Here is a 21,822-nt window from a genome sequence, read left to right as displayed (position 1 = left end):
GCGTGACCGACGCCCCCCCACCCGCGGAGCTCGACCGCACCGACCCGGAGGGCGCCATCGCCGCCGCCGCCGAGCGCTGCTCCAACTGGGGTCGCTGGGGCGCGGACGACGTCCTGGGCACGCTGAACTTCCTCGACGAGGCCAAGCGGCTCGAGGGCGCCCGCCTCGTGCGCCGTGGCGCGAGCTTCTCCCTCGCCCAGTCGTTCGACATGGACGGCCCGCAGAAGGGCTGGCGGCGTCGCACCAACCCGGTGCACACGATGCTCGACACGGGCACCGACGCCGAGCGCGGTGTCCAGGGCTTCCCGCACGGCCTCGGCGGCGCCGACGACGTCATCGCGATGCCGCTGCAGGCCTCGACGCAGTGGGACGGCCTCGGTCACATCTTCGACCACGGCATGGCCTGGAACGGTCGCCGTGCCGGTGACGTGGTCACCAGCGACGGCGACGGGGTGACCGGGATCGAGACCACCGCCGCGCTCTTCGCCGGGCGTGGTGTGCTGCTGGACGTCGGCCGGACGGTGGGCACCGACGGCGAGCTGCCCGACGGCTTCGCCATCACCGCCGAGCACCTCGAGGCGACCATCGCCGCGCAGGGCGGGAGCGCCCGGGTCGGCCGCGGCGACCTGCTGCTGGTGCGCACCGGACGGCTGACCCGCGCGCGCCGCGACATCGCCGAGGGTCGCGGCTGGGGCGACTACGCAGGCGGGGCCTCCCCCGGCCTGTCGTTCACCACCGCCGACTGGCTGCACGGCACCGAGATCGCCGGCATCGCCACCGACACCTGGGGCTTCGAGGTGCGGCCCAACGAGTTCGACGTCGCCTTCCAGCCGCTGCACCAGGTGTGCATCCCCAACACCGGGCTGTTCATCGGCGAGATGTGGGACCTCGACGGCCTCGCGGCCGACTGCGCCGCCGACGGCGTCTGGGAGTTCTTCCTCACCGCCGCCCCGCTGCCCGTGACCGGCGCCGTCGGCGCCCCGGTCAACCCGATCGCCGTCAAGTAGGAGTCCCGAGATGCCTGCGGTGAACAACGTCCTCGTCGTCGGCAGTGGTCTCGCCGGTGCCGCGACGGCGATCCACCTCGCGAAGGCCGGCGTCGCCGTCGACCTGATCGAGATCAAGCCCGACGTCGCCGCCCTCGGTTCCGGCATCACCCTCCAGGGCAACGCCCTGCGCGAGCTGCGCTCGCTCGGCGTCTGGGAACAGGTCGAGGCCGCGGGTTACGCCTTCGACACCACCGGGATCCGCGCGCCCGACCCGAACGGCACCGTCGTCGCGGAGGTCTCCGACGCCAGGACCGGCGGCCCCGACCTGCCGGCCGTGATGGGGATGCCCCGACCCGAGCTGGCTCGGATCCTGGCCGACCGCGCGACGGAGGTGGGCGTCGAGGTCCGCTCCGGCACCACGTTCACCGAGCTGGCCCAGGACGACGACGGCGTCGACGTCACCTTCTCGGACCACTCGACCGGCCGGTACGACGTGGTGGTGGGGGCCGACGGCCTCCGCTCGTGGACCCGCCGTGCCCTCGGGATCAACCTCGAGACGAGGTCGGTCGGCATGGGCATCTGGCGCGCGTTCGGCCCGCGGCCGGCGAGCGTCACGCGCACCGACCTCTACTACGGCGGCCCGTCCTACATTGCCGGGTACTGCCCCACCGGCGAGGACTCACTCTACGCCTACATCGTCGAGGACGCGCAGGACCGCAGCGCCATGACGCCGGACGAGCAGCTGGCCACGATGAAGCAGCTGTCGCAGGCCTACCACGGCCCCTGGGACGAGATCCGCGAGACGCTGACCGACCCGAGCCGGGTGAACTACACCTGGTTCGAGACCCACGTCCTCGACGAGCCGTGGAACCGGGGCCGGGTCGTCCTGATCGGCGACGCCGCGCACACCTGCCCGCCCACCATCGCCCAGGGCGGCGCCATGGCCCTGGAGGACGCCGTCGTCCTCGCCGAGCTGCTCGTCGAGCGCCACGCGCTCGACCAGGACCTGTGGGACGCCTTCCACGCCCGCCGGCTCGAGCGCGCGAGGACCGTGGTCGACGCCTCCAACCAGCTCGCGCAGTGGCAGCTCGACCACGTGCAGGGCGACATCCCGAGCCTGATGCGCAGCATCGCGATCCTCACCAGCCAGCCCGCGTGACCCGGAGACACCCATGACCCAGCGCCTGATCACCCATCTGCGGCACGTCGACCTCGCCGTGCCGGACTTCGCCAAGCAGCTCGACTTCTACTCCGGCATCTGGGGCCTGACGCCCGAGCACACCGACACCGGCCTGGCCTTCCTGGCGGCCGAGGGGTCGCCGGAGCAGTACGTCGTCCGGCTGCGCGAGGCCACCGACAAGCGGATCGACCTCATCTCCTTCGGCGCCGCGAACGCCGCCGACGTCGACACCCTCGCCGCGCAGCTGGCCGCCGACGGCGTCCAGCTCGTGCACGAGCCGACCGACCTGCAGACCCCGGGCGGTGGCTACGGCTTCCGGTTCTTCGACAACGAGGGCCGCACCATCGAGGTCAGCTCCGACGTCGAGGTGCGGCAGCACCGCACGATCGAGGAGGGCGAGTCCATCCCCGTGCGGCTCTCCCACGTGGTCATCAACTCCGCCGACCCCGAGGGCACCGTCGCGTTCTACGACGAGTACCTGAGCTTCTCGCTGTCGGACACGCTCATGCACCCGCGCATGGGCAACATGATGTGGTTCCTGCGCACCAACGCTTGGCACCACAGCATGGCGATCGCCCGCGGCCCGCACCCCTCGCTGCACCACGCCTCGTTCGAGATGCGCGGCATCGACGAGTACATGCGCGGCACCGGCCGCCTCATCCGCGCCGGCGTGGAGAAGCTCTGGGGCCCGGGCCGGCACATGGCCGGCAACAACACCTTCAGCTACTTCCTCGACCCGCACGGGAACACCGTGGAGTACACGACCGAGCTGGAGGTCCTGGACGAGGACACCTGGCACCCGCACGTCTACGACTTCAGCAACCCCGAGGTCAGCGACCAGTGGGGCACGGCGAACGCCATGAACGAGTTCGTCGCCCAGCGCTCGTTCAACGACCCCGACAAGGGTCTGTTCGTCGCTCCCCCGGTCTGATGCGGTTCGCCACCTGGGAGGCCGACGGCCGGGTCTCCGCCGGCGTCGTCTCCGACCGCCCCGACGGCACAGCCGGCCTCCACGAACTCCCCGCGCGGACGACGGTGCTCGACCTCGTCCGCGCGGGGTTGCCGGCCGCGCTCGAGGCCGGCGCCGCCGCGCTCGACGGGCCTGCCGTGCCGCTAGAGTCGGTGCGGTTGCTGCCCCCGCTGCAGGCGCCGACGGTGCGCGACTTCGTCGCGTTCGAGGAGCACGTCGAGGGTGTGCGCAAGGCGATCGACGGTCAGGCCGGGGTCGTGCCGGAGTGGTACCAGGCGCCGACGTTCTACTTCACCAACCCGTACGCGCTGGTCGGCGCGAACGACGACGTCGCCGTGCCGCCCGGCTCCCAGCGCTTCGACTTCGAGCTCGAGGTGGCCGTCGTCATCGGCCGGGACGGTGCCTCGTTGACGCCCGAGCAGGCGCGCGACCACGTCTTCGGCTACACCGTGTTCAACGACTGGTCCGCCCGTGACCTGCAGGCACGGGAGATGAGGGTCAGCCTCGGGCCGGCCAAGGGCAAGGACTCGGCGACGACGCTGGGCCCGTGGCTGGTCACCGCCGACGAGCTCGAGCCGTACCGGGACGACGAGGGCTTCCTGGCCCTGGACATGCGGGTGTCGGTGAACGGCACCGAGGTCGGCCAGGACCTGCTGTCGAACATGGGCTGGCCGTTCGAGGAGCTGATCTCCTACGCCTCCCGCGGCACGGAGGTCCGCGCCGGTGACGTGCTCGGCTCGGGCACCTGCGGCAACGGCGGCTGCCTGGCCGAGCTGTGGGGACGGCGCGGCCAGCAGGCCCCTCCCCCGCTGCAGCCGGGCGACGTCGTGGAGATGACCGTCGAGGGCATCGGCACGCTCCGCAACCGCGTGGTCGAGGGTGTCCAGCTGCCCCCGGTGCGGGCCGCCCGCCCCCGGCCCCGGGCCCGCAAGCGCCCGGCGTGAGCACCACGAGCAGCCTCGCCTGGAGGGTCGCGCTCGCCGGCGCCGGCCGCGGGCCCGGTGCCGCCGAAGCACTCCTGCTCACGGCCGAGGGCGCCGTCGACGGGGCATGACCGCCCACGGCGTGGAGTCCACCAGCGACGCCGTCGCCGCAGCCACCACCTGAGAGGACCGCAGTGTTCGAGTACTTCCCCACCGGCCCCTACACCTGGAACCTCGGCGTCGTCGCGACGCTGAACTCCGGCGGCCTGATCGACGAGGTCGACCGGGCCTGCCGGCCGATCAAGGACGCCGCCGACGCCGGTGAGGACGCCGGGACCCCTGACTTCCTGCGGGCCTGGACCGCGCTGACCGACCAGCTCGTCGGGCAGGCCGAGGCCGCGGAGAAGGCCGGGCACGTCCGCACCGCCGGGCAGCTGTGGTTCCGCGCCAGCAACTACCTGGCCCAGGCCGAGCGGATGCTCGCCCGATCCGACCCGAACCGCGTGCCGACCTACCGGCGGATGCTGGAGATCGCGCAGAAGGCGTTCGAGACGCACAGCCCGCGGGTCTCCCGGGTGGCCATCCCCTACGAGGGGACGACGCTGCCGGCCTACTTCAGCGCTGCGCCGGCCACCGACCACGGCCCCGCTCCGGTGGTCGTGCTGGTCAACGGGCTGGACTCCACCAAGGAGCACATGTACGCCTCCAACCACTGGGAGGAGCTGGCCGCCCGCGGCATCTCCTGCCTGATGCTCGACCAGCCCGGCACCGGCGAGGCGCTGCGGCTGCAGGGGCTCCCCGCCCGCATCGACACCGAGGTGTGGGCGGGGGCGGCCGTCGACTGGCTGGAGACCCGCCCCGACGTCGACGCCTCCCGGATCGGCATCGTGGGCTGGTCGCTCGGCGGCTACTACTCCCCTCGTGCGGCCGCGTTCGAGAAGCGGTTCGCGCTGTGCGTGGCGTGGGGCGCGAACCACGACTGGGGCGCGGTGCAGCGCCGACGCCGGCAGCACGAGGGCGAGCGCCCGGTGCCGCACTACTGGAAGCACGTGCTCTGGGTGTGGGGCCACACCGACCTCGACGAGTTCCTGGACGTCGCCGATGCGGTGAACCTCGAGGGCGTCGTCGAGCAGATCACCGTGCCGTTCCTGATCGCGCACGGCGCCAACGACCGGCAGATCCCGCTGGAGATGGCGCACCGCTCGTACGACCAGGCGGTCAACTCCCCCAAACGCGAGCTGCGTGTCTTCACGCCCGAGGAGGGCGCGACCGAGCACATCGGCCTGGACCACCTGCCGTACGTCAGCTCGTTCGTCGCCGACTGGGTCGCCGACACCTTCGCCGAGCTCGCGACCACCACTCCGGGCTGACGGGGACGGGAGCGGCACCGGTCGTCGAGGTCCGCTCGCAGCAGGCGCTGCGGCAGCGGGACGTCGTGGCCACCGAGCCGCACGGCACGAACGGGCGTCGCCGCCTCCGGCGGGGTTTCGGACGGGACGCGGCGGGCAGGTCCGTTCCGAAACCCGCCCGCGGTCGCCGCGCCGCAGCGCGGGACGTCGAGAGGCCGCCGTGGACATCGCCACCCGTTTCGCCGAGGCCCTGCACGAGCGCTCCGGCGGTCCCGACGACCCGGACCTGCTCGCCGTCCGGCTGGCGCGCGCCGCCGCCGCCGTCCTCCCCGTCGAGGGGGTCGGGCTGAGCGTCCACGGGGAGCGCAACCTGCGCACCCCCCTGGCGGCCAGCAGCGAGGTCGCCGCGACGGCCGAGCGGCTGCAGTTCACCGCCGGCAGCGGGCCGTGCCTGCTGGCCGCCGAGTCCGGGCTGCCGGTCTTCGGCACCGAGGCGGTCCTGGCGCGCCGCTGGCCGGTCTTCCACGACCTGCTCGTCACCTCCACGGCGCTGCGCAGCGTGCTCGCCCTGTCGCTGCCCGGCCGGCTGAGGGGCGTCGGCGGGATGGACCTCTACTGCGCCGACCCCGACGGGGCCACCGCCGTCGACGCCTTCGCGGCCCGGTGCGTCGCCGAGCTGGTGGCCGACCACCTGGACGGCGCGGCCGACTGGTCGGTGTGGACCCCCACCGAGGCGCCGGCCTGGGTGGACACCCCGGACGCGCGGCGCCGCGGCCGGCTGTGGATGGCCGTCGGCATGCTCACGCTGGCCCTGGAGGTGCCCGCCGCGGACGCCCTGGCGCTGCTGCGGGGCTACGCCTACGCCGCGGGCCGGACCGCCGACGACGTCGCCGCCGACCTGGTCGAGCGCCGCCTCGCACCCGACCGGCTGCGCACGGGCGCCGGCAGCGAGCACTGACCGGCCCGTCGCGGGCGCCCGGTCGCCCGGCGCCTCACGCCCAGGTCCGGGCCGCGGCCGTCCAGCGTGCGGCCGACGACGGCAGGTCGCCGGTCCGCGGTGTCCGCCGGGCGAACACCTCCGCACCCACTGCGCAGCCGCCGGGACAGTCCACCTCGAGCGGGATGCCGCCGCGCCAGCCCACCGCGGCGCACCGCCCGCAGCTCGGGCAGGTCTCCCAGGTGAGGCGCTCACTCGTGCTCATGACAGGACACCTCGTGGCCGTGGACGTCCACGACCCAGCCGGGGAGCCGGATACCTCCGGCGCGAGCCTGCGCGCTCCCGTGATGAAGGACAGGTACCCAGCACGCCCGGGTCCAACCCGGCTCGCAGCCGGGCAGCGACCCGACCCGGTCGCCGCGTCCCCGCTGCCCCGCTGCCCGGCTGTGAGCTCGTCATGGGCCGGTGTGTCCGGGGGCGGCGCCGGTCGCGCCGGGACACACTCCCCGGGACGGCGGAGGGACGCGGACGGCATGGACGTGCAGGAGCAGGGGCGGGCGGACGGCGTCGTCGCCCCGCCGGGGCTGACCCAGCGGGAGGCCGACACCCGGCGCCGGCGCGGGGAGGGCAACACCGCCGTCCGCGGGTCCTCGCGCAGCTACGGCCGGATCCTGCGCACCAACGTCTTCTCCTTCTTCAACACGATCCTGTTCGTCATCGGCGCCGCGCTGCTGGCCCTCGGTCGCTACAACGACGCGTTCACCAGCGTCGGCCTCGGGCTGGTCAACGCGGGCATCAGCGCCGTCCAGGAGATCCGGGCCAAGCGCAAGCTCGACCAGCTGCAGCTGCTCGACCGCGCGCGGGTCACCGTCGTCCGCGACGGCCGGGACGTCCAGGTGGTGCCCGAGGAGGTGGTGCGCGGCGACGTGCTGCACGTGCGCCCCGGGGACCAGGTCGTCGTCGACGGCCCGGTGCTCAACGGCGGCCTGGTCGAGGTCGACGAGTCGCTGCTCACCGGTGAGTCCGAGGCGCTGCTCAAGGAGCCCGGCGACGACCTGCTGTCCGGCAGCTTCTGCGTCGGCGGCGAGGGGCACCAGCTGGCCCGCGACGTCGGCGCCGCCAGCCACGCCAGCCGGCTCACCGCCGACGTCCGCCGGGTCTCCACGGACGCGACGCCGCTGCAACGGCAGATCGACTTCGTCGTGCGCCTGGTCATGCTGCTCGTGGCCCTGATGAGCGCGACGATCCTGCTGCAGGCCGCGCTGGAGGGGTTCTCGCTGGTCCGCGTCGTGCAGACCACCGCCGTGCTCTCCGGCCTGGTGCCCTACGGGTTGTTCTTCCTGGTGGCGCTGGCCTACACGGTCGGCGCGGCGCGGAGCGCCGGCAACGGCGCGCTGGTCCAGCAGGTCAACGCCGTCGAGTCGATGAGCAACGTCGACGTCGTCTGCACCGACAAGACCGGCACGCTGACCACGGGCCGGCTGGTGCTGACGGAGGTGGTCCCGGTCGGCCCGGTGCCGGCCGGGGAGGTCGACCGGCTGGTCGGCTCGATGGCCCGCAGCGCGACGGCGGGCAACCTGACGACCGCGGCGCTGGCCGCCGCCCTGCCCGGTGAGGCGTGGGCGGTCCGCGACGAGGTCCCGTTCTCCTCCTCGTCGCGCTGGAGCGCGCTGCGCACCGACGACGGCGGGTACGTCCTCGGCGCGCCCGACCGGCTCGCCCCCCAGCTGTCCGGGGCGCCGCTCACCGACGCGGTCACCGAACGGACGGCGCAGGGCCTGCGGGTGCTCGTCGTCGCCCGCGCCACCGACCCCGCGACCCCGCTGCGCGATGCCTCCGGCCGGCCTCGGCTGCCCGCCCTCGACCCCCTGGCGCTGGTGGTCCTCGCCGACGAGCTGCGGCCCGGGGTCCCCGAGACGATCGCGCGGTTCGCCGCCGACGGCACCGACCTCAAGGTGGTGTCCGGCGACGACCCCCGCACCGTGGCGGCGCTCGCCCGGCAGGCCGGGCTGGACGGCGGCGAGCCGGTGAGCGGCGCCGACCTCGACGCCCTCGCCGACCCCGAGCTCGACGCGCTGGTCGCGCGGGCCGCCGTCTTCGGCCGGATCGCGCCGGAGCAGAAGGAGCGGCTGGTCGACGCGCTGCGCCGGCAGGGCCGCTACGTCGCCATGATCGGGGACGGCGTCAACGACGCGCGGGCGCTCAAGCGGGCCCAGGTCGGCGTGGCGATGAAGAGCGGCAGCGCCGTGACCCGCGACGTCGCGGACATCGTGCTGACCGAGGACTCCCTGGCCGCGCTGCTGCCCGCGCAGCACGAGGGACGCCGGATCATCAGCGGCATCGGGACCTCGATGCAGGTCTTCCTGGCCCGCGTCGGCACCCAGGGTCTGGTGATCCTCGCCGTCACCATGCTCGGCCTGGGCTTCCCCTACTCACCGGCGAACGTCGGGCTGACGCTGCTGACCGTCGGCGTCCCGACGCTGTTCCTCACCACGTGGGCCCGTCCGACCCGGCCCGACCCGCGGCTGCTGACCACGCTGTGGCGGTTCGTCGTCCCGGCCGTGGTGGTCACCGCGGCCGGCGGGGTCGGGGTGTATGCCTTCCACTACACGTCCCTGCTGGACGGGTTGAGCAGGGCGGACGCACCCGACGGCTTCCTGACCGCCTTCGAGCGCTTCACCGGGCTGTCCTCCGACGACGTGGGCTTCGCCGAGGCGGCGGCCACCATCGGCGCGCAGACCGCCCTGTCCACGTTCGTCTCCTACGCGGCGTTCCTGCTCATCCTGTTCCTGCGGCCGCCGTACCGGTTCTTCGCCTCGTGGACGCGGCCGGACGGGGACCGGCGCCCGGCCGTGCTCGTCGCCGCGCTGGTCGCAGCGTTCTCCGCGGGCCTGTTCGTCCCCGCGTTCACCGGCTACTTCGGTCTCACCGACGCCGCGGACCCGGTCTTCCGCACCGTGCTGCCCGCGCTGGTGGTCTGGTTCGTCCTGCTCAGTGCGGTGTACCGCGCGCGGCTGCTCGAGCGGGCCCTGGGGCTGGCGCCCCGGGAGCAGGACCGCGTGCCCGCGCACTGAGGGCACCGCACCCGGGGTCACCGGCCGGCGGCTGTCGGGGGCGAGCGGCGGGGCGTCAGTCGCGGCTGCGGCGCTTGTCGGCGTACATCCGCCGGTCGGCGTCGCCGATCAGCGTCGCCACCCCGGCCGACGTGTCCGTGCCGCCGTCGACGTGCCCGAGCCCGATGGAGCAGCGGACCACGACCGGACTGCCGTCCAGGTCGAACGGCTCGACGAGCAGCGTGTGGAGGCGCGCGACGAGGGCCTCGGCGTCGTACGGGGCGCTCCGCTCGCAGATGACGGCGAACTCGTCGCCGCCGAGGCGCGCCGCGGTGTCGCTGGCGCGCAGGGCCGCGGTGAGGCGGCCGGCGAACGCGGCCAGCACCCGGTCCCCGACCGGGTGCCCGTACCGGTCGTTGATCGCCTTGAACCCGTCGAGGTCGATCATCAGCACGCAGGTCTCGGTGCCCTCGCGGTGGCCCCGGTCCAGCGCGTGCTGCAGGCGGTCCCGGAAGAGCACCCGGTTCGGCAGACCCGTCAGCGGGTCGTGCACCGCCTGGTGCCGCAGCCCCGCCTCGACGGCCTTCCGGTCCCCGATGTCCTCGATGACCATCACCAGGTGCGCTGGCTGCCCGCCGTCGGCGTCGACCCACGACGTCGCGACCTGCACCGCGACGTGCTCGCCGCCGGTGCGCAGGAACCGGCACTCGTGACGCCAGAGGGAGCTGCGGTGGACCCGCAGTGCGGCGCAGGACCGGTGGGCGCCGTCGCGGTCGTCGGGGTGCGTCAGGTCGAACAGGGACGTGCCCGTCAGTGCGTCGGGCGTGCGCCGCAGCAGCCGGCCCAGAGCCGGGTTGACCTCCAGCAGGACGCCGTCGACGGTCGTCACGGCCATGCCCATGGGCGCGTGCTGGAAGGCCGCGTGCAGGGACGCGTGGGGCCCGCCGCGCCTCGTGACGTCACCTGACCGGGACACGCCCCGCTGGTTCCCAGCGGAGGGCCCAGCCACTCCTCGGGTACGGCGCTCCGCGGCCGGGGACGTCCCGGCGGAGCCCGGCGCGGGCGATCCGGCCTCAGCGAACCGGACCGCCGAGCGACGTGGACGGCGTCGGCAGGGCGTCCACGACCAGGGCCTCGAGGGTCGCCCTGGCCCCCCGCTCGTGCAGCGAGGCCAGCGCCGCCAGGTAGGGCCCGGTGAACCGCTCGTCGTCCGCGAGGTCCCCGAACAGCGCCCGGTCGGCGAGGAACGCGAGCGGCTCCTCCCGCTCGCGGCGCGCCGCGGCCATGAGGGGGTCCCGCCGGCGGTCGGCGATCTCGATCGGCCGGCCCTCCTCGTCCACGCCCTCGGAGTACCGGGCCCAGCCCGCGACGACCGCGGCCGAGCGGCGCACCTCCCCGCCGCGGGCGAGCTGGTCCCGCACGACCGGGAGCAGCCACTTGGGCAGCCGCTCGGACCCGTCGAAGGCCAGCCGCGCCAGCGTGTCGCGGATGTGCGGGTTGGAGAAGCGGGCGATCAGGGTCCTCCGGTAGTCCTCGAGGTCGATCCCGGGGACCGGCCGGAGGGTGGGCGTGGCCTCCCCCTCCATGTAGCCGAGCAGGAACCGCCGGAACAGCGGGTCCTGCGCCGCGTCGTGGACGAGCCGGTAGCCGGCGAGGTGGCCGAGGTAGGCGAGCGCCTGGTGGCTGGCGTTGAGCAGCCGCAGCTTCATCCGCTCGTAGGGGTCGACGTCGTCGACGATCTGGACGCCGGAGTCCTCCAGCGGCGGGCGCCCGAGGCCGAACCGGTCCTCGAGGACCCACTGGGTGAAGTCCTCGCAGACCACCGGCCACGCGTCGTCGACGCCGAACCGCCGGGCGACCTCGGCCCGGTCGTCGTCCGTGGTGGCGGGGGTGATCCGGTCGACCATCGAGTTCGGGAACGGCACCTCCCGCTCGACCCACGCGCCCAGGTCCGGGTCCCGCAGGGTGGCGAAGGCGGCGAAGCTGCGCCGGGCGACGTCGCCGTTGTGCTGGATGTTGTCGCAGGACACCACGGTGAACGGGGGCAGGCCGCGGTCGCGCCGGCGCACCAGCGCCTCGGTGACCAGCCCGAACGACGTCCGCAGCGCGGCGCCGGGCCGGAGGTCGGAGACGACGTCGGGGTGGGTCGGGTCGAACTCACCGGTGACCGCCCCGATGTTGTAGCCGCCCTCGGTGACCGTCAGCGACACGATCCGGGTGCCCTCGGCCGCCATCTTCTCGACGACCGCGTCGGGGTCGTCCGGTGCGAGCAGGTACTCGACGACCGAACCCACGACGCGGGCGTCGAAGCGCCCGTCGGAGTGCTTGACCACCAGGGTGTACAGGCAGTCCTGGGCGGCCATCACCTCCGCCATCCGGCGGTCGGACGGCAGCACGCCGACACCGCAGATGCCCCAGTCCCGCGCCTGCCCCTGCTCCATGAGCCGGTCGAGGTACATGGCCTGGTGCGACCGGTGGAAAGCGCCCACCCCCAGGTGCACGATCCCGGTCCGCACCGAGGACCGGTCGTAGGACGGCACGGACAGCGAGCCGCCGAGGGAGGCCAGGGTCGCGCTGCTGAGCTGTGGCACGGGGGTCCTCCTGCGCTGCGGTCAGGCGGGGATGCGGCGGCCGGTCGACGGGGAGAAGAGGTGCTCCTTGCCCGGCTGGATGCGCAGGTGCACCCGTTCCCCCTTCGCCGGCGGCCGGGCGGGGTCGACCCGCGCGACGATGTTCTCGGCGAGCGAGCCGGACTCCCCGCGCAGCTCCGGCAGCGTCCCGTGCAGGAACGCGTCGGAGCCCAGTTCCTCCACCACCCCGACGTCCACGGCGAAGGCGCCGGGCTCGGCCTCCGTGGCGAGGTCGAGGGCCTCCGGCCGGAAGCCGACGACGACGCGGTCGGCCCCCTCCGCCGAGAGCGCGCCCAGCGCCGCGGTGCTCAGCGGGAGGCGGGCGCTGCCGAGCACCGCGTGCCCGTCGTGCAGCCGGAACTCGGCGATGTTCATGCCGGGGGAACCGATGAACCCGGCGACGAAGACGTTGGCCGGCTCCTGGTAGAGCCGCAGGGGCGTGTCGCACTGCTCCAGCAGGCCGGCCCGCAGCACCGCCACGCGGTCGCCCATGGTCATCGCCTCGACCTGGTCGTGGGTGACGTAGACCGTCGTGGTCCCGAGCCGGCGCTGCAGCGCGGCGATCTGGGTGCGGGTCTGCACGCGCAGCTTGGCGTCGAGGTTGGACAGCGGCTCGTCCATGAGGAACACCTGCGGCGAGCGCACGATCGCCCGGCCCATCGCGACGCGCTGGCGCTGGCCGCCGGAGAGGGCCTTGGGCTTGCGGTCCAGGAAGGTCTCCAGGTCGAGGATCTTCGCCGCCTCCCGGACCCGCTGCGTGATCTCCTCCTTCGGCACCCCGGCGATCTTGAGCGCGAAGCCCATGTTGTCCCCGACGGTCATGTGCGGGTACAGCGCGTAGCTCTGGAACACCATCGCGATGTCCCGGTCCTTGGACTTCAGGTGCGTGACGTCCCGGTCCCCGATGCGGATCGCCCCGTCGTCGACGTCCTCCAGACCGGCGAGCATCCGGAGGCTGGTGGACTTGCCGCAGCCGGAGGGGCCGACCAGGACGAGGAACTCGCCGTCGGCGATCTGGAGGTCGAGGGCGTCGACCGCGGGCTTGTCGGAGCCGGGGTAGATGCGGCTCGCCCGGTCGTAGGTGACGGAGGCCATGGGATCTCTCCTTGCTGGAGCAGAGGTCAGGGGAACGTCAGGTCTGCGGGTGGACGACGACCTTCACCGACCGCGGGTCGCGGCGGCCGGCCGTCAGGGCGTCCTCGGCCTGGTCCAGCCGGTAGGTGCCGGTGACCAGGCGGTCGAGGTCGATCCGCCCGGCGCCGACCAGCGCGATCGCCGTCGGCCAGGTGTTGGCGTAGCGGAAGGTGCCGGTGACCTCGAGCTCCCGTTCCTGCACCACCGACAGCGGCAGGGGCAGCTCGTCGCCGCCCATGCCGACGAGCACCGCCCGACCGGCCCGGTCGAGGGCGCGGATGGCCTCGGCGGTGGCCGCCGGGTGACCGGAGCACTCCAGCAGCACCTCGGGCGGTCGCGGCAGGTCCGTCACGCGGGCCGTCCGGGCGTCGACGACCTCGGTGGCGCCGAGGTCACGAGCCAGGGCCAGCCGCGCGGGGTTGACGTCGGACACCACGATCTCCGTGGCGCCGAACGCCCGCGCCACCTGGACGCTCACCAGCCCGATGGGTCCGGCCCCGGTGACGAGCACCCGGGAGCCGGCGCCCACCCGGCCCCTGCGGCAGGCCCAGATGCCGACCGACAGGGGTTCCAGCAGTGCGGCGGCGTCGTCGCTGATCGTCTCGGGCACGGGGTGGGCGAAGGCCGCGTGGACGACGACGTACTCGGCGAAGGCGCCGTCGATCGGCGGGGTCGCGAAGAAGCGCATGTCCGGGCAGAGGTTGTAGCGCCCGGCCAGGCACTGCGGGCAGGTCAGGTCCGGGACCCCCGGCTCGACCGACACCCGCTGCCCGACGGCGAGCGAGGAGACGCCGGGCCCGAGGGCGGCCACCTCCCCCGCTGCCTCGTGCCCCAGCACGAGCGGGGACTCGACGACGAACCGACCGATGCGCCCGTGGTCGTAGTAGTGCGTGTCCGATCCGCAGACCCCGACCGAGGCGACGCGGACCGCCACCTCACCAGGGCCCGGCCGGGGGACGGCCCGCTCCTCCACGACCACGTCGCCGGGCCCGCGCAGGACCGAGGCGCGCATCGTGGCCGCCGGACCGAGGTGTCCGGTCCCCGGGACCGTTCCGGCCGCCGCGCTCACTTGACGGCTCCCAGCGACAGCCCCTGCACCAGCTTGTCCTGGGCGGCGAAGCCGGCGACGAGCACGGGCAGCGACACCACGAACGAGGCCGCGCAGACCTGGGCGAGGAACAGCCCCTGGCTGGTCACGAAGCCGGTCAGGTAGACCGGCGCGGTCCCGGCCACGGTGCCGGTCAGGGTCCGGGCCAGCAGCAGCTCGTTCCAACTGAAGATGAAGCAGATCAGCGAGGTGGCGGCGATGCCCGGCAGGACGATGGGCGCCACCACCTGGCGGAGGGTCAGCAGCAGCCCGGCGCCGTCCATCGAGGCCGCCTCGAGGATCTCGACGGGGACCTCGGCGAGGAACGAGCGCATCATCCACACCGCGATCGGCAGGTTCATGGCCGTGTACAGGACGATGAGCAGCCAGATGTTGTCCAGCAGGCCGCTCCACTGCGCGAACAGGTAGATGGGCAGGAGGCCGGCCACGATCGGCAGCATGCGGGTGGACAGGAAGAAGAACATCACGTCGGTCCACTTGCGCACCGGCTTGATCGACAGCGCGTAGGCGGCCGGGATGGCCAGCAGCAGCACGATGACCGTCGAGACCACGCTGGCGGTCAGCGAGTTGAGCAGCGACGGCCAGGGGCTGGTGCCGGTGCCGACGCCGAAGAACTCCCGGTAGCCGGCGAAGGTCAGCGGCGCGAGGAGAGACGGCGGGTTGGTCGCCGCGGCCTCCTCGCTGTGGAACGACGTCAGCACCATCCACAGCACGGGCACGACGAACAGGAAGCCGATCAGCCAGGCGGCCACCCCCAGCAGGGCGCCGGACCGCGGCTTGCGCGGCCGGCGGGGTGCGCCCTCGGGCGTGCGGGTGGCGGCGACCGGTGCGACATCGGTGACGGAGCTCATCGCGCGTTCTCCTCCTGGAAGAGCGTCGACACCGTCCGCAGCGCCAGCGTGGCGATGACGATCGTGCCGATGACGACGACGACGCCGGCAGCGGACGCCCGGCCGTAGTCGTGGGCCTGGTAGAAGGTCTGGTAGATGACGTACGGGAGGTTCGCCGTGCCCAGGCCGCCCGAGGTGATCGTGAAGACCGCGTCGAAGTTCTGCACGATGTAGATCGACCCGAGCAGCCCGCCCAGCTCCAGGTAGCGGCGCAGGTGCGGGAAGGTCATGTAGCGGAAGATCTGCCAGGCGCTGGCGCCGTCGATGCGCGCGGCCTCGATGACGTCCAGCGGCCGGCTCTGCAGCCCGGCCAGCAGGATCAGCATCATGAACGGCGTCCACTGCCAGATGAGGGCGACCTCGACCGAGACCAGCGGCGCCATGGTGATCCAGTCCGGCTGCGGCGCGTTGTCCGAGCCGAACAGCCGCCAGATCGCGGTGAGCGTCCCGTTGAGCAGGCCGTACTCGGGGTTGAACAGCGCGTGCTTCCACAGCAGCGCCGCGGCGACGGGGACGATGAGGAACGGCGTGATCATCATGGTGCGCACCGCGCCCCGGCCGCGGAACTGCCGGTCCAGCAGCAGGGCGATGACCATCCCGAGCAGCAGGCTGACCAGGACGACGACCGCGGTCAGCACGACCGTGGTGAGGATGGCCTGGCGCATGTTGACGTCGGTCAGCACGCTCGCGTAGTTGCCGAACCCGGCGAAGCCGCGCTCGTCGGGGTAGTAGGCGTTCCAGTCCATGAACGAGACGATCAGCGTGACCACGAACGGCAGCTGGGTGACGATGATCGTGAACACCAGCGCGGGCAGCAGCGGTGCCCGGCGGGCCCAGTCGGCCGATCGGCGGAGCGCTCCGCCCGGCGAGGGCGTGGGCGGTGCCGGAGGCGGTGTCGGCGGTTGCTGACCGCGCCCGCGGCCGGTCTCCAGAGTGGTGCTCATCCCGCTGCCTCTCCCTGGTGTCGTCCTGCCGGCTCGGTCACTTCGACTCCCGCTCGCGGTAGCGCTCGGCGACGTCCTCGGCGAGCTGCTGCCCCCGTTGGAGCGCCTCGTCCACGGTCGTCCGGCCGGCGATCGCGGAGCTGACGTCCTGCGACACCTGGGTGGCCAGGTCCGGGAACTCCGGGATGCCGATGAACTGGATGCCGGGTGCGGGGCGGGGCTGCACGCCCGCGTCGTTCGGGTCGGCGGCCTCGATGGCCGCCAGCGTGGGCTCGGCGAACGCCGAGGCCTCCGCGAGGTAGTCCGGGTTGTCGTACGTCGACGCCCGCTTGCCGGCGGGGACCTTCGACCAGCCGAGCTCCTCGCCGACGAGCTGCTCGTACTCCGCGCTGGAGGCCCAGGAGATGAACTCCCACGCCGCGTCCTTCTTCGCACTGGCCTGCTGGATGCTCCAGGACCACGCGTAGAGCCACCCGGAGCTGTCGGTCTCGACCACCGGCGCCGCGACGTAGCCCATCTTGCCCTTGACCGGCGAGTCGGCGGCCTCGAGGGAGCCGGCGGCCGAGGTCGCGTCGTACCACATCGCGGCGTTGCCCTGGACCACGTTGTTGAGGCACTCGGTGAAGCCCGCCTGCGGGGCACCGACCTCACCGTGCTCGCGGACCAGGTCCACGTAGAACTGCACGGCCGTCCGGAACTCCTCGCTGTCGACCTGCGGCTCCCAGTCCTCGGTGAACCAGGTGCCGCCGAAGGTGTTCACCACCGTGGTCAGCGGCGCGAAGACCTGCCCCCACCCGGGCTGGCCGCGCAGGCAGATGCCGGCCATCCCCGGCTCGATGCCGTCCACCTCGGCCGCGATGTCGGCGACCTCCTGCCACGTCGGGTTCGCCGGCATCTCGACGCCGGCGGCGTCCAGGACGTCCTCGCGGTACATGAGGAACGAGGACTCGCCGTAGAACGGCTCCCCGTACAGCCGGCCGTCGTCGCCGGACAGCGACGCGGTCAGCGGGCCGAGGACGTCGTCCTGGTCGAACTCCGCGTCGGCCGCGACGTACTCGTCCAGCGGGGCGATCCACTCGCTCCGGGCGTAGATCGGGATCTCGAAGTTGCTCAGGGTGGCGACGTCGTACTGCCCCGCCTGGCTGGAGAACTCCTGGCTGATCTTGTCCCGGACGTCGTTCTCGGGCAGCACCGTGTAGTTGACCGTGATGCCGGTCTCCGCGGTGAAGTGCTCGGCGGTGAGCTGCTGCAGGTCGACCATCTGCGGGTTGTTGACCATCAGCACGTTGATCGTGTCCGGCCCGCCACCGCTGGGCCCGCCGCCCCAGCCGGCACACCCGCCGACCCCCACGGCCAGTGCGGTCGCCGTCGCTGCGGCGAGTGCAGGTCGCACGTGTCTGTGCACGAGGCGGTCCTCCTCGGGGCCGACACCATGCGACCGCTCATATGAGCGCCGGGTGTCTCAAATGTGTGTGGCCTGAGTCTCACCCTGCCGGGTGATGGCGTCAAGGGGTGTGCCATAGTGAGCAGCCAGACGCTCAGATGAGCAGAGGTGCCCCATGGCAGAGGTCTCCGACGGCCCGGCGCAGGTCGTGCTCACGGCATCCGTCGCACGGCGCTACTACCTCGACGGCCGGTCGAAGGTCGAGATCGCCGAGGAGTTCGGCCTGAGCCGCTTCAAGGTCGCCCGGCTGCTCGACGCAGCCCGCACGAGCGGGCTGGTCCGCATCGAGATCCGCCACCAGGGCGAGATCGACGTCGACCTGTCGGCGCGGCTGCAGGACCGGTTCGGGTTGCAGCACGCGGTCGTCATCGACACACCCGACGACCACGCCGACTCGCTCCGCGGACACCTCGGTCGGGCGGCGGCCCGGCTGCTCGCGGAGATCATCACGCCGCAGGACGTGCTCGGCCTCGCGTGGGCCCGGGCGGTGAGCGCGATGGCCCGGGCGCTGCCACCGCTGCCCGGGACGCCGGTCGTCCAGCTCACCGGAGCGCTCTCGCTGCCGGACGGACCCGACACCTCGGTGGACGTCGTCCGGGAGGTGGCCAGCGCATCGGGCGGCGCGGCGCACGTCTTCTACGCGCCCTTCACGGTCCCCGACGCGGCCACCGCGCGCGCCCTCCGGGGTCAGCCCGAGGTGGCGCGCGCCTTCGCCCAGCTGCCGCTCGTGACCAGGGCGGTGGCCGGGGTCGGTCTCTGGAAGCCCGGCCAGTCCACCCTGTACGACGCCCTGTCCGAGGACGACCGCACGGCACTGCACCGCCTGGGCGTCTGCGCCGACGTGTCCGGCGTCTTCCTCTCGGCCGACGGCGAGGCCGTCCGGACGGAGCTGTCGGAGCGGATGATCGGCATCGACGCCGAGCAGATGCGGGCCATCCCGGAGGTGATCGTCATCCCCTACGGCGTGTCGAAGGGCCCCGCCGTCCGCGCCGCCCTCCGCAGCGGGCTCGTCGGTGGCATCGTGACGCACACGGCCCTGGCCCACGCCGTCCTCGAGGAGTGAGCGCCTGCGCCGACCGGCCGGGGACGACCTGGAGGAGGCCGATGCCGGGGACGAGCGGATCCGAGGTCCTCCTCCTCGGCGGTACCGCCAACCGCGGACAGGTCGTCCGGGTGGGCGACACCGTCCGGCGGCCGCAGCGCGCCTCGAGCCCGGCGACCCACGCCCTCCTGCGCCACCTCGCCGACGTCGGGTTCCCCGGCGCGCCCCGGTTCCTCGGCGTGGACGACCAGGGGCGGGAGGTCCTCTCCTACGTCGCCGGCACCGCCATCACGCCGCCCCACCCCGCCTGGGCCCTCACCGACGCGGCACTCGTGAGCGTCGCCCACCTGCTCCGCGACTACCACCGGGCGGTCAGCACCCTCGACCCCGCGTCGCTCCCCTGGCCGCCCTCGCCGCCGGCGCCCTTCGCCGGCGAGCTGGTCAGCCACAACGACGTCAACCTGGACAACGTCGTCTTCCGCGACGGACGGGCCGTCGCCCTCATCGACTTCGACCTCGCCAGCCCGGGCTGCCGCGTCTGGGACGTCGCCTGCGCGGTGCGGCTGTGGGCGCCGCTGCGACCCGACCGCTTCATCGACGACGCGCGGCGCGGCCGGGCGCTACCCCGCCTCCGGCTGTTCGCCGACGCCTACGGGCTCTCCGGCGACGACCGGGAACGCCTGGTGACCGCGGTGCGGCAGAACCACGAGTGGTCCTACGACATCGTCGGGACCGCGGCGGCGAACGGTCACGCCGGTTTCGCCGACTACTGGACCGGCGGGACGCGGGAGCGGGCGGAGCGGACCCGGCAGTGGTACCTCGCCTCCGGGGACCTGCTGCGGGCCGCGCTCCTCTGACGGCCCGCGCGTCGTCCGGCGGCCGCCGGGGCCGCTCACTCGAAGCGCACGGGCTGCCCGGTGGCCTCGAGCACCGACAGCCACAGATCGCCGAGCGGGTCGACGTGGTTGCGCCGGCTCACCGCCAGCGGCATGGGCATGTGCACGAACCTCCGCCGTCGCCGGGCGACGATGACCTCGGTCCGCCCGGCCATCGCCGCGTGCACGGCGGCGTGCGCCAGACGGAGGCAGTAGGCGCTGTCGAACGGGTTGGCCGGCACGCTGCGGATCGCGTAGCTCGGGTCGAAGTACCGGACGTTGTTCTCCACGCCGTGCGCGTCCAGGTGCTCGACGATCCGCTTGCGCAGCAGCCGGCCGATGTCACCGAAGCGGACGTTCCCGGAGGCGTCCCGGCCCGGCTCCTCCCCCTCGATGTACTCCTGCCCGGCGCCCTCGGCGACCACCACCACGGCGTGCCCCCGCTCCTGCACCCGCCGGCGCAGGTGCTGCAGCAGCCCGCGCTCCCCGTCGAGGGCGAAGGGCACCTCGGGGATGAGGACGTAGTCGGCGTCGTCCTTGGCCAGCGTCGCGTAGCAGGCGATGAAGCCGGAGTGCCGGCCCATCAGCTTGACCAGGCCGATGCCCCCGGGGGCGGAGCGGGCCTCGACGCTCGCCGCGTGGATGGACTTGGTCGCCTCGGCCATCGCGGTCTGGAAGCCGAAGCTCTGGTCGATGTAGGGGATGTCGTTGTCGATCGTCTTCGGGATCCCGACCACGGCGACCTTCAGCCCCCGCTCCCCCACCACGCGGACGACGTCCATGGCCCCGCGGATGGTGCCGTCACCGCCGATGACGAAGAGGATGTTGATGTTGAGGCGCTCCAGCGCGTCGACGATCTCGTCCGGGTCCTGCTCCCCGCGGGAGGTGCCCAGGATCGTGCCGCCCTCGTCGTCGATGTGCATGACGACCTCCGGGGTGAGGTCGACGACGTCCTCCCCGTACCGCGGGACGAAGCCGCGGTAGCCGTTGCGGAAGCCGACGATGCGCCGCACCCCGTAGTGCCGGGAGAGCTCGAGCACCAGCCCGCGGATGACGTCGTTGAGGCCGGGGCACAGGCCACCGCAGGTGACGATCCCGACCCGGGTCTTGGCGGGGTCGAAGTAGATCCGCTTCCGGGGGCCGCCCGGCTCCAGGCTCGGCAGCTGCTCGACGGGGAGCCCCCGCCCACCGGCCATGGAGATCGTGTCGTCGAAGAGGATCCGGTCCTCCTCCACGACGGAGTGCTGGGTCGTCTCCCGCGCCACGAGCCGTTCGGCGAGCGGGGAGTCGATCCGGCAGGGTCCGAGCGTGCGCACGGCGAGGTCCTCGTGGCTGACCATGCCGGGAACGCTGCCACACGCGCAGTGCTCACCCTCCCGCGGGGACCGGCCGGACCACCGCCACCGGGCAGGGCGCGCCGGTGATCGCGTGCAGGCCCACCGAACCGAGCAGCAGACCCGACCAGCCGCCGCGGCCGCGCGACCCGACCACGAGCAGGTCGGCCCCTGCGGCGACCCGGGTGAGCACGTCCCACTCCACCCCCTCGACGGTCCCCGCGCGGACCTGCACACCCGGGGACCCGGTCGGCCAGGCCCCCGCCAGGCTCGCCCGCAGGGTGGCTTCGGCCTGCTCGCGCAGCGTCGTGACGGGGAGCGCCCACGGCGGGCCGCCGTACCCGGACACGGTGTCGATCCAGGCGTGGACCACGTGCAGCTCCCCGCCGCGCAGCCGGGCCTCCTCCGCGGCGAACCGCAGGGCGGCTGCGGAGCCCGGCGAGCCGTCGACCCCCACGACGACCCGGCTCGCGGCTCCCCGCCCCAGCGGGGCACCGCCGGCGGTCTCCTCGTCGCGGACCACGACGACCGGCCCGCGGGCGTGCTGGGCGCACTGCTGGCCCACCGAACCCAGGAGGGCCCCGCGGAGGCTCCCCCGGCCGCGCGAGCCGACCACCAGCAGGCCGTCGTCCCCGGCGGTGTCGATCAGCTGCCGGGCCGGGTGCCCGTACCGCACCTCCGGGTGGACGGGCACGGCCTCGCCCGCCGTGGACGCCGCGACGGCGGCCGCCTCGGTGCTCATGCTCGACCGCACGTCCCGCTCGACGTCGGCGAGGCCGGGCGTGCCGATCCCCCCGTCGTGGGAGTGCGGCGGCCGGTCCTCCGGCCAGACGGTGACCAGCCGGACCGCGCTCCCCCGCAGCCGCGCCTCCCGGAGCCCCCAGGCCAGGGCGGTGCGCGCGCCGGCCGAGCCGTCCACCCCCACCACGACCTCGTGCGGCGTCCCCGTCTCGTCCACGCAGCCCCCCTCCGTCCTGGCCCCGGACCGGCTCCTACCCTCCCGGGAGCGTCCCCGCACGG

The 21,822-nt window shown here is 73.7% G+C and carries 19 protein-coding genes; 9 read left to right on the top strand and 10 right to left on the bottom strand.

Going from position 1 to position 21,822, the window contains the following annotated elements:
- The first annotated feature begins 2 nt into the window (after positions 1–2).
- The 6 genes from BMW27_RS00800 to BMW27_RS00775 all read left to right on the top strand — a co-directional run bounded on the left by BMW27_RS00800 (position 3) and on the right by BMW27_RS00775 (position 6,369).
- Positions 3–1,007, top strand: a complete 1,005-nt coding sequence (locus BMW27_RS00800; protein ID WP_091437660.1) for a cyclase family protein — start codon at positions 3–5, stop codon at positions 1,005–1,007.
- Between the two features lie 10 nt (positions 1,008–1,017).
- On the top strand, positions 1,018–2,148 hold the full coding sequence (locus BMW27_RS00795; RefSeq protein ID WP_091437657.1) for an FAD-dependent oxidoreductase: 1,131 nt from the start codon (positions 1,018–1,020) through the stop codon (positions 2,146–2,148).
- A 13-nt stretch (positions 2,149–2,161) separates the two neighbouring features.
- On the top strand, positions 2,162–3,100 hold the full coding sequence (locus BMW27_RS00790) for a VOC family protein (RefSeq protein WP_091437654.1): 939 nt from the start codon (positions 2,162–2,164) through the stop codon (positions 3,098–3,100).
- Entirely contained in the window at positions 3,100–4,083 is a 984-nt protein-coding gene (locus BMW27_RS00785) for a fumarylacetoacetate hydrolase family protein (protein WP_091437652.1), read from the top strand. Before BMW27_RS00790 ends, BMW27_RS00785 begins: the two co-directional genes overlap by 1 nt.
- 173 nt (positions 4,084–4,256) lie before the next feature.
- The gene (locus BMW27_RS00780; protein ID WP_091437649.1) at positions 4,257–5,432 is read left to right on the top strand and encodes an alpha/beta hydrolase family protein; all 1,176 of its coding nucleotides are present in this window, start codon (positions 4,257–4,259) and stop codon (positions 5,430–5,432) included.
- A gap of 199 nt (positions 5,433–5,631) precedes the next feature.
- Positions 5,632–6,369 carry a hypothetical protein gene (locus BMW27_RS00775; protein ID WP_091437647.1) on the top strand — a complete coding sequence of 246 codons (738 nt, stop codon included), beginning with the start codon at positions 5,632–5,634 and terminating at the stop codon, positions 6,367–6,369.
- A gap of 34 nt (positions 6,370–6,403) precedes the next feature.
- On the opposite strand, the gene BMW27_RS00770 is transcribed toward BMW27_RS00775, so the two are convergent.
- Positions 6,404–6,613 carry a hypothetical protein gene (locus BMW27_RS00770; protein ID WP_091437645.1) on the bottom strand — a complete coding sequence of 70 codons (210 nt, stop codon included), beginning with the start codon at positions 6,611–6,613 and terminating at the stop codon, positions 6,404–6,406.
- Between the two features lie 268 nt (positions 6,614–6,881).
- Between BMW27_RS00770 and BMW27_RS00765 the strand changes: the two genes are divergently transcribed.
- Positions 6,882–9,422, top strand: coding sequence for an HAD-IC family P-type ATPase (locus BMW27_RS00765; RefSeq protein ID WP_091437642.1), 2,541 nt, complete (start codon positions 6,882–6,884; stop codon positions 9,420–9,422).
- 55 nt (positions 9,423–9,477) lie between these two features.
- Here BMW27_RS00765 and BMW27_RS00760 read toward each other — a convergent pair whose 3' ends face one another.
- The 7 genes from BMW27_RS00760 to BMW27_RS00730 form a co-directional block, all read right to left on the bottom strand.
- Entirely contained in the window at positions 9,478–10,377 is a 900-nt protein-coding gene (locus BMW27_RS00760) for a GGDEF domain-containing protein (RefSeq protein ID WP_281244736.1), read from the bottom strand.
- Positions 10,378–10,474: 97 nt separating this feature from the next.
- Positions 10,475–11,992, bottom strand: a complete 1,518-nt coding sequence (locus BMW27_RS00755; protein ID WP_091437639.1) for a mannitol dehydrogenase family protein — start codon at positions 11,990–11,992, stop codon at positions 10,475–10,477.
- 21 nt (positions 11,993–12,013) lie between these two features.
- Entirely contained in the window at positions 12,014–13,126 is a 1,113-nt protein-coding gene (locus BMW27_RS00750; protein ID WP_091437638.1) for an ABC transporter ATP-binding protein, read from the bottom strand.
- A 37-nt stretch (positions 13,127–13,163) separates the two neighbouring features.
- The gene (locus BMW27_RS00745) at positions 13,164–14,177 is read right to left on the bottom strand and encodes an NAD(P)-dependent alcohol dehydrogenase (RefSeq protein ID WP_091439666.1); all 1,014 of its coding nucleotides are present in this window, start codon (positions 14,175–14,177) and stop codon (positions 13,164–13,166) included.
- Positions 14,178–14,230: 53 nt separating this feature from the next.
- A complete protein-coding gene (locus BMW27_RS00740) occupies positions 14,231–15,124 on the bottom strand; it encodes a carbohydrate ABC transporter permease (protein ID WP_091437632.1) in 894 nt (297 codons plus the stop codon).
- Positions 15,121–16,107 (bottom strand): carbohydrate ABC transporter permease, encoded by a 987-nt coding sequence (locus BMW27_RS00735; protein ID WP_175486261.1) that lies wholly within the window; start codon positions 16,105–16,107, stop codon positions 15,121–15,123. Before BMW27_RS00735 ends, BMW27_RS00740 begins: the two co-directional genes overlap by 4 nt.
- Positions 16,108–16,144: 37 nt before the next feature.
- On the bottom strand, positions 16,145–17,512 hold the full coding sequence (locus tag BMW27_RS00730; protein WP_217637998.1) for an ABC transporter substrate-binding protein: 1,368 nt from the start codon (positions 17,510–17,512) through the stop codon (positions 16,145–16,147).
- Between the two features lie 154 nt (positions 17,513–17,666).
- Between BMW27_RS00730 and BMW27_RS00725 the strand changes: the two genes are divergently transcribed.
- Together BMW27_RS00725 and BMW27_RS00720 are read left to right on the top strand one after the other, a co-directional pair.
- A complete protein-coding gene (locus BMW27_RS00725; protein WP_091437627.1) occupies positions 17,667–18,614 on the top strand; it encodes a sugar-binding transcriptional regulator in 948 nt (315 codons plus the stop codon).
- Positions 18,615–18,655: 41 nt separating this feature from the next.
- Complete coding sequence (locus tag BMW27_RS00720) at positions 18,656–19,450, top strand: phosphotransferase (protein ID WP_091437625.1); 795 nt, start codon at positions 18,656–18,658, stop codon at positions 19,448–19,450.
- Positions 19,451–19,485: 35 nt separating this feature from the next.
- On the opposite strand, the gene BMW27_RS00715 is transcribed toward BMW27_RS00720, so the two are convergent.
- Entirely contained in the window at positions 19,486–20,808 is a 1,323-nt protein-coding gene (locus tag BMW27_RS00715) for an ATP-dependent 6-phosphofructokinase (RefSeq protein WP_091437623.1), read from the bottom strand.
- 28 nt (positions 20,809–20,836) lie between these two features.
- Positions 20,837–21,760, bottom strand: coding sequence for a universal stress protein (locus BMW27_RS00710; protein WP_175486260.1), 924 nt, complete (start codon positions 21,758–21,760; stop codon positions 20,837–20,839).
- Positions 21,761–21,822: the final 62 nt, after the last annotated feature.

The sequence above is a fragment of the Geodermatophilus poikilotrophus genome (assembly GCF_900111455.1).
In the GTDB taxonomy this organism is placed as follows: domain Bacteria; phylum Actinomycetota; class Actinomycetes; order Mycobacteriales; family Geodermatophilaceae; genus Geodermatophilus; species Geodermatophilus poikilotrophus.
This window is presented reverse-complemented; position numbering and strand designations above follow the sequence as displayed.

What these genes read in the sequence shown, in the direction of transcription:
- BMW27_RS00795 (WP_091437657.1), top strand. Translation starts at nt 1,018, where the DNA reads ATGCCTGCGGTGAACAACGTCCTCGTCGTCGGCAGTGGTCTCGCCGGT.
- BMW27_RS00790 (WP_091437654.1), top strand. Translation starts at nt 2,162, where the DNA reads ATGACCCAGCGCCTGATCACCCATCTGCGGCACGTCGACCTCGCCGTG.
- BMW27_RS00785 (WP_091437652.1), top strand. Translation starts at nt 3,100, where the DNA reads ATGCGGTTCGCCACCTGGGAGGCCGACGGCCGGGTCTCCGCCGGCGTC.
- BMW27_RS00770 (WP_091437645.1), bottom strand. Translation starts at nt 6,613, where the DNA reads ATGAGCACGAGTGAGCGCCTCACCTGGGAGACCTGCCCGAGCTGCGGG.
- BMW27_RS00765 (WP_091437642.1), top strand. Translation starts at nt 6,882, where the DNA reads ATGGACGTGCAGGAGCAGGGGCGGGCGGACGGCGTCGTCGCCCCGCCG.
- BMW27_RS00750 (WP_091437638.1), bottom strand. Translation starts at nt 13,126, where the DNA reads ATGGCCTCCGTCACCTACGACCGGGCGAGCCGCATCTACCCCGGCTCC.
- BMW27_RS00745 (WP_091439666.1), bottom strand. Translation starts at nt 14,177, where the DNA reads ATGCGCGCCTCGGTCCTGCGCGGGCCCGGCGACGTGGTCGTGGAGGAG.
- BMW27_RS00740 (WP_091437632.1), bottom strand. Translation starts at nt 15,124, where the DNA reads ATGAGCTCCGTCACCGATGTCGCACCGGTCGCCGCCACCCGCACGCCC.
- BMW27_RS00735 (WP_175486261.1), bottom strand. Translation starts at nt 16,107, where the DNA reads ATGAGCACCACTCTGGAGACCGGCCGCGGGCGCGGTCAGCAACCGCCG.
- BMW27_RS00725 (WP_091437627.1), top strand. Translation starts at nt 17,667, where the DNA reads ATGGCAGAGGTCTCCGACGGCCCGGCGCAGGTCGTGCTCACGGCATCC.
- BMW27_RS00720 (WP_091437625.1), top strand. Translation starts at nt 18,656, where the DNA reads ATGCCGGGGACGAGCGGATCCGAGGTCCTCCTCCTCGGCGGTACCGCC.
- BMW27_RS00715 (WP_091437623.1), bottom strand. Translation starts at nt 20,808, where the DNA reads ATGGTCAGCCACGAGGACCTCGCCGTGCGCACGCTCGGACCCTGCCGG.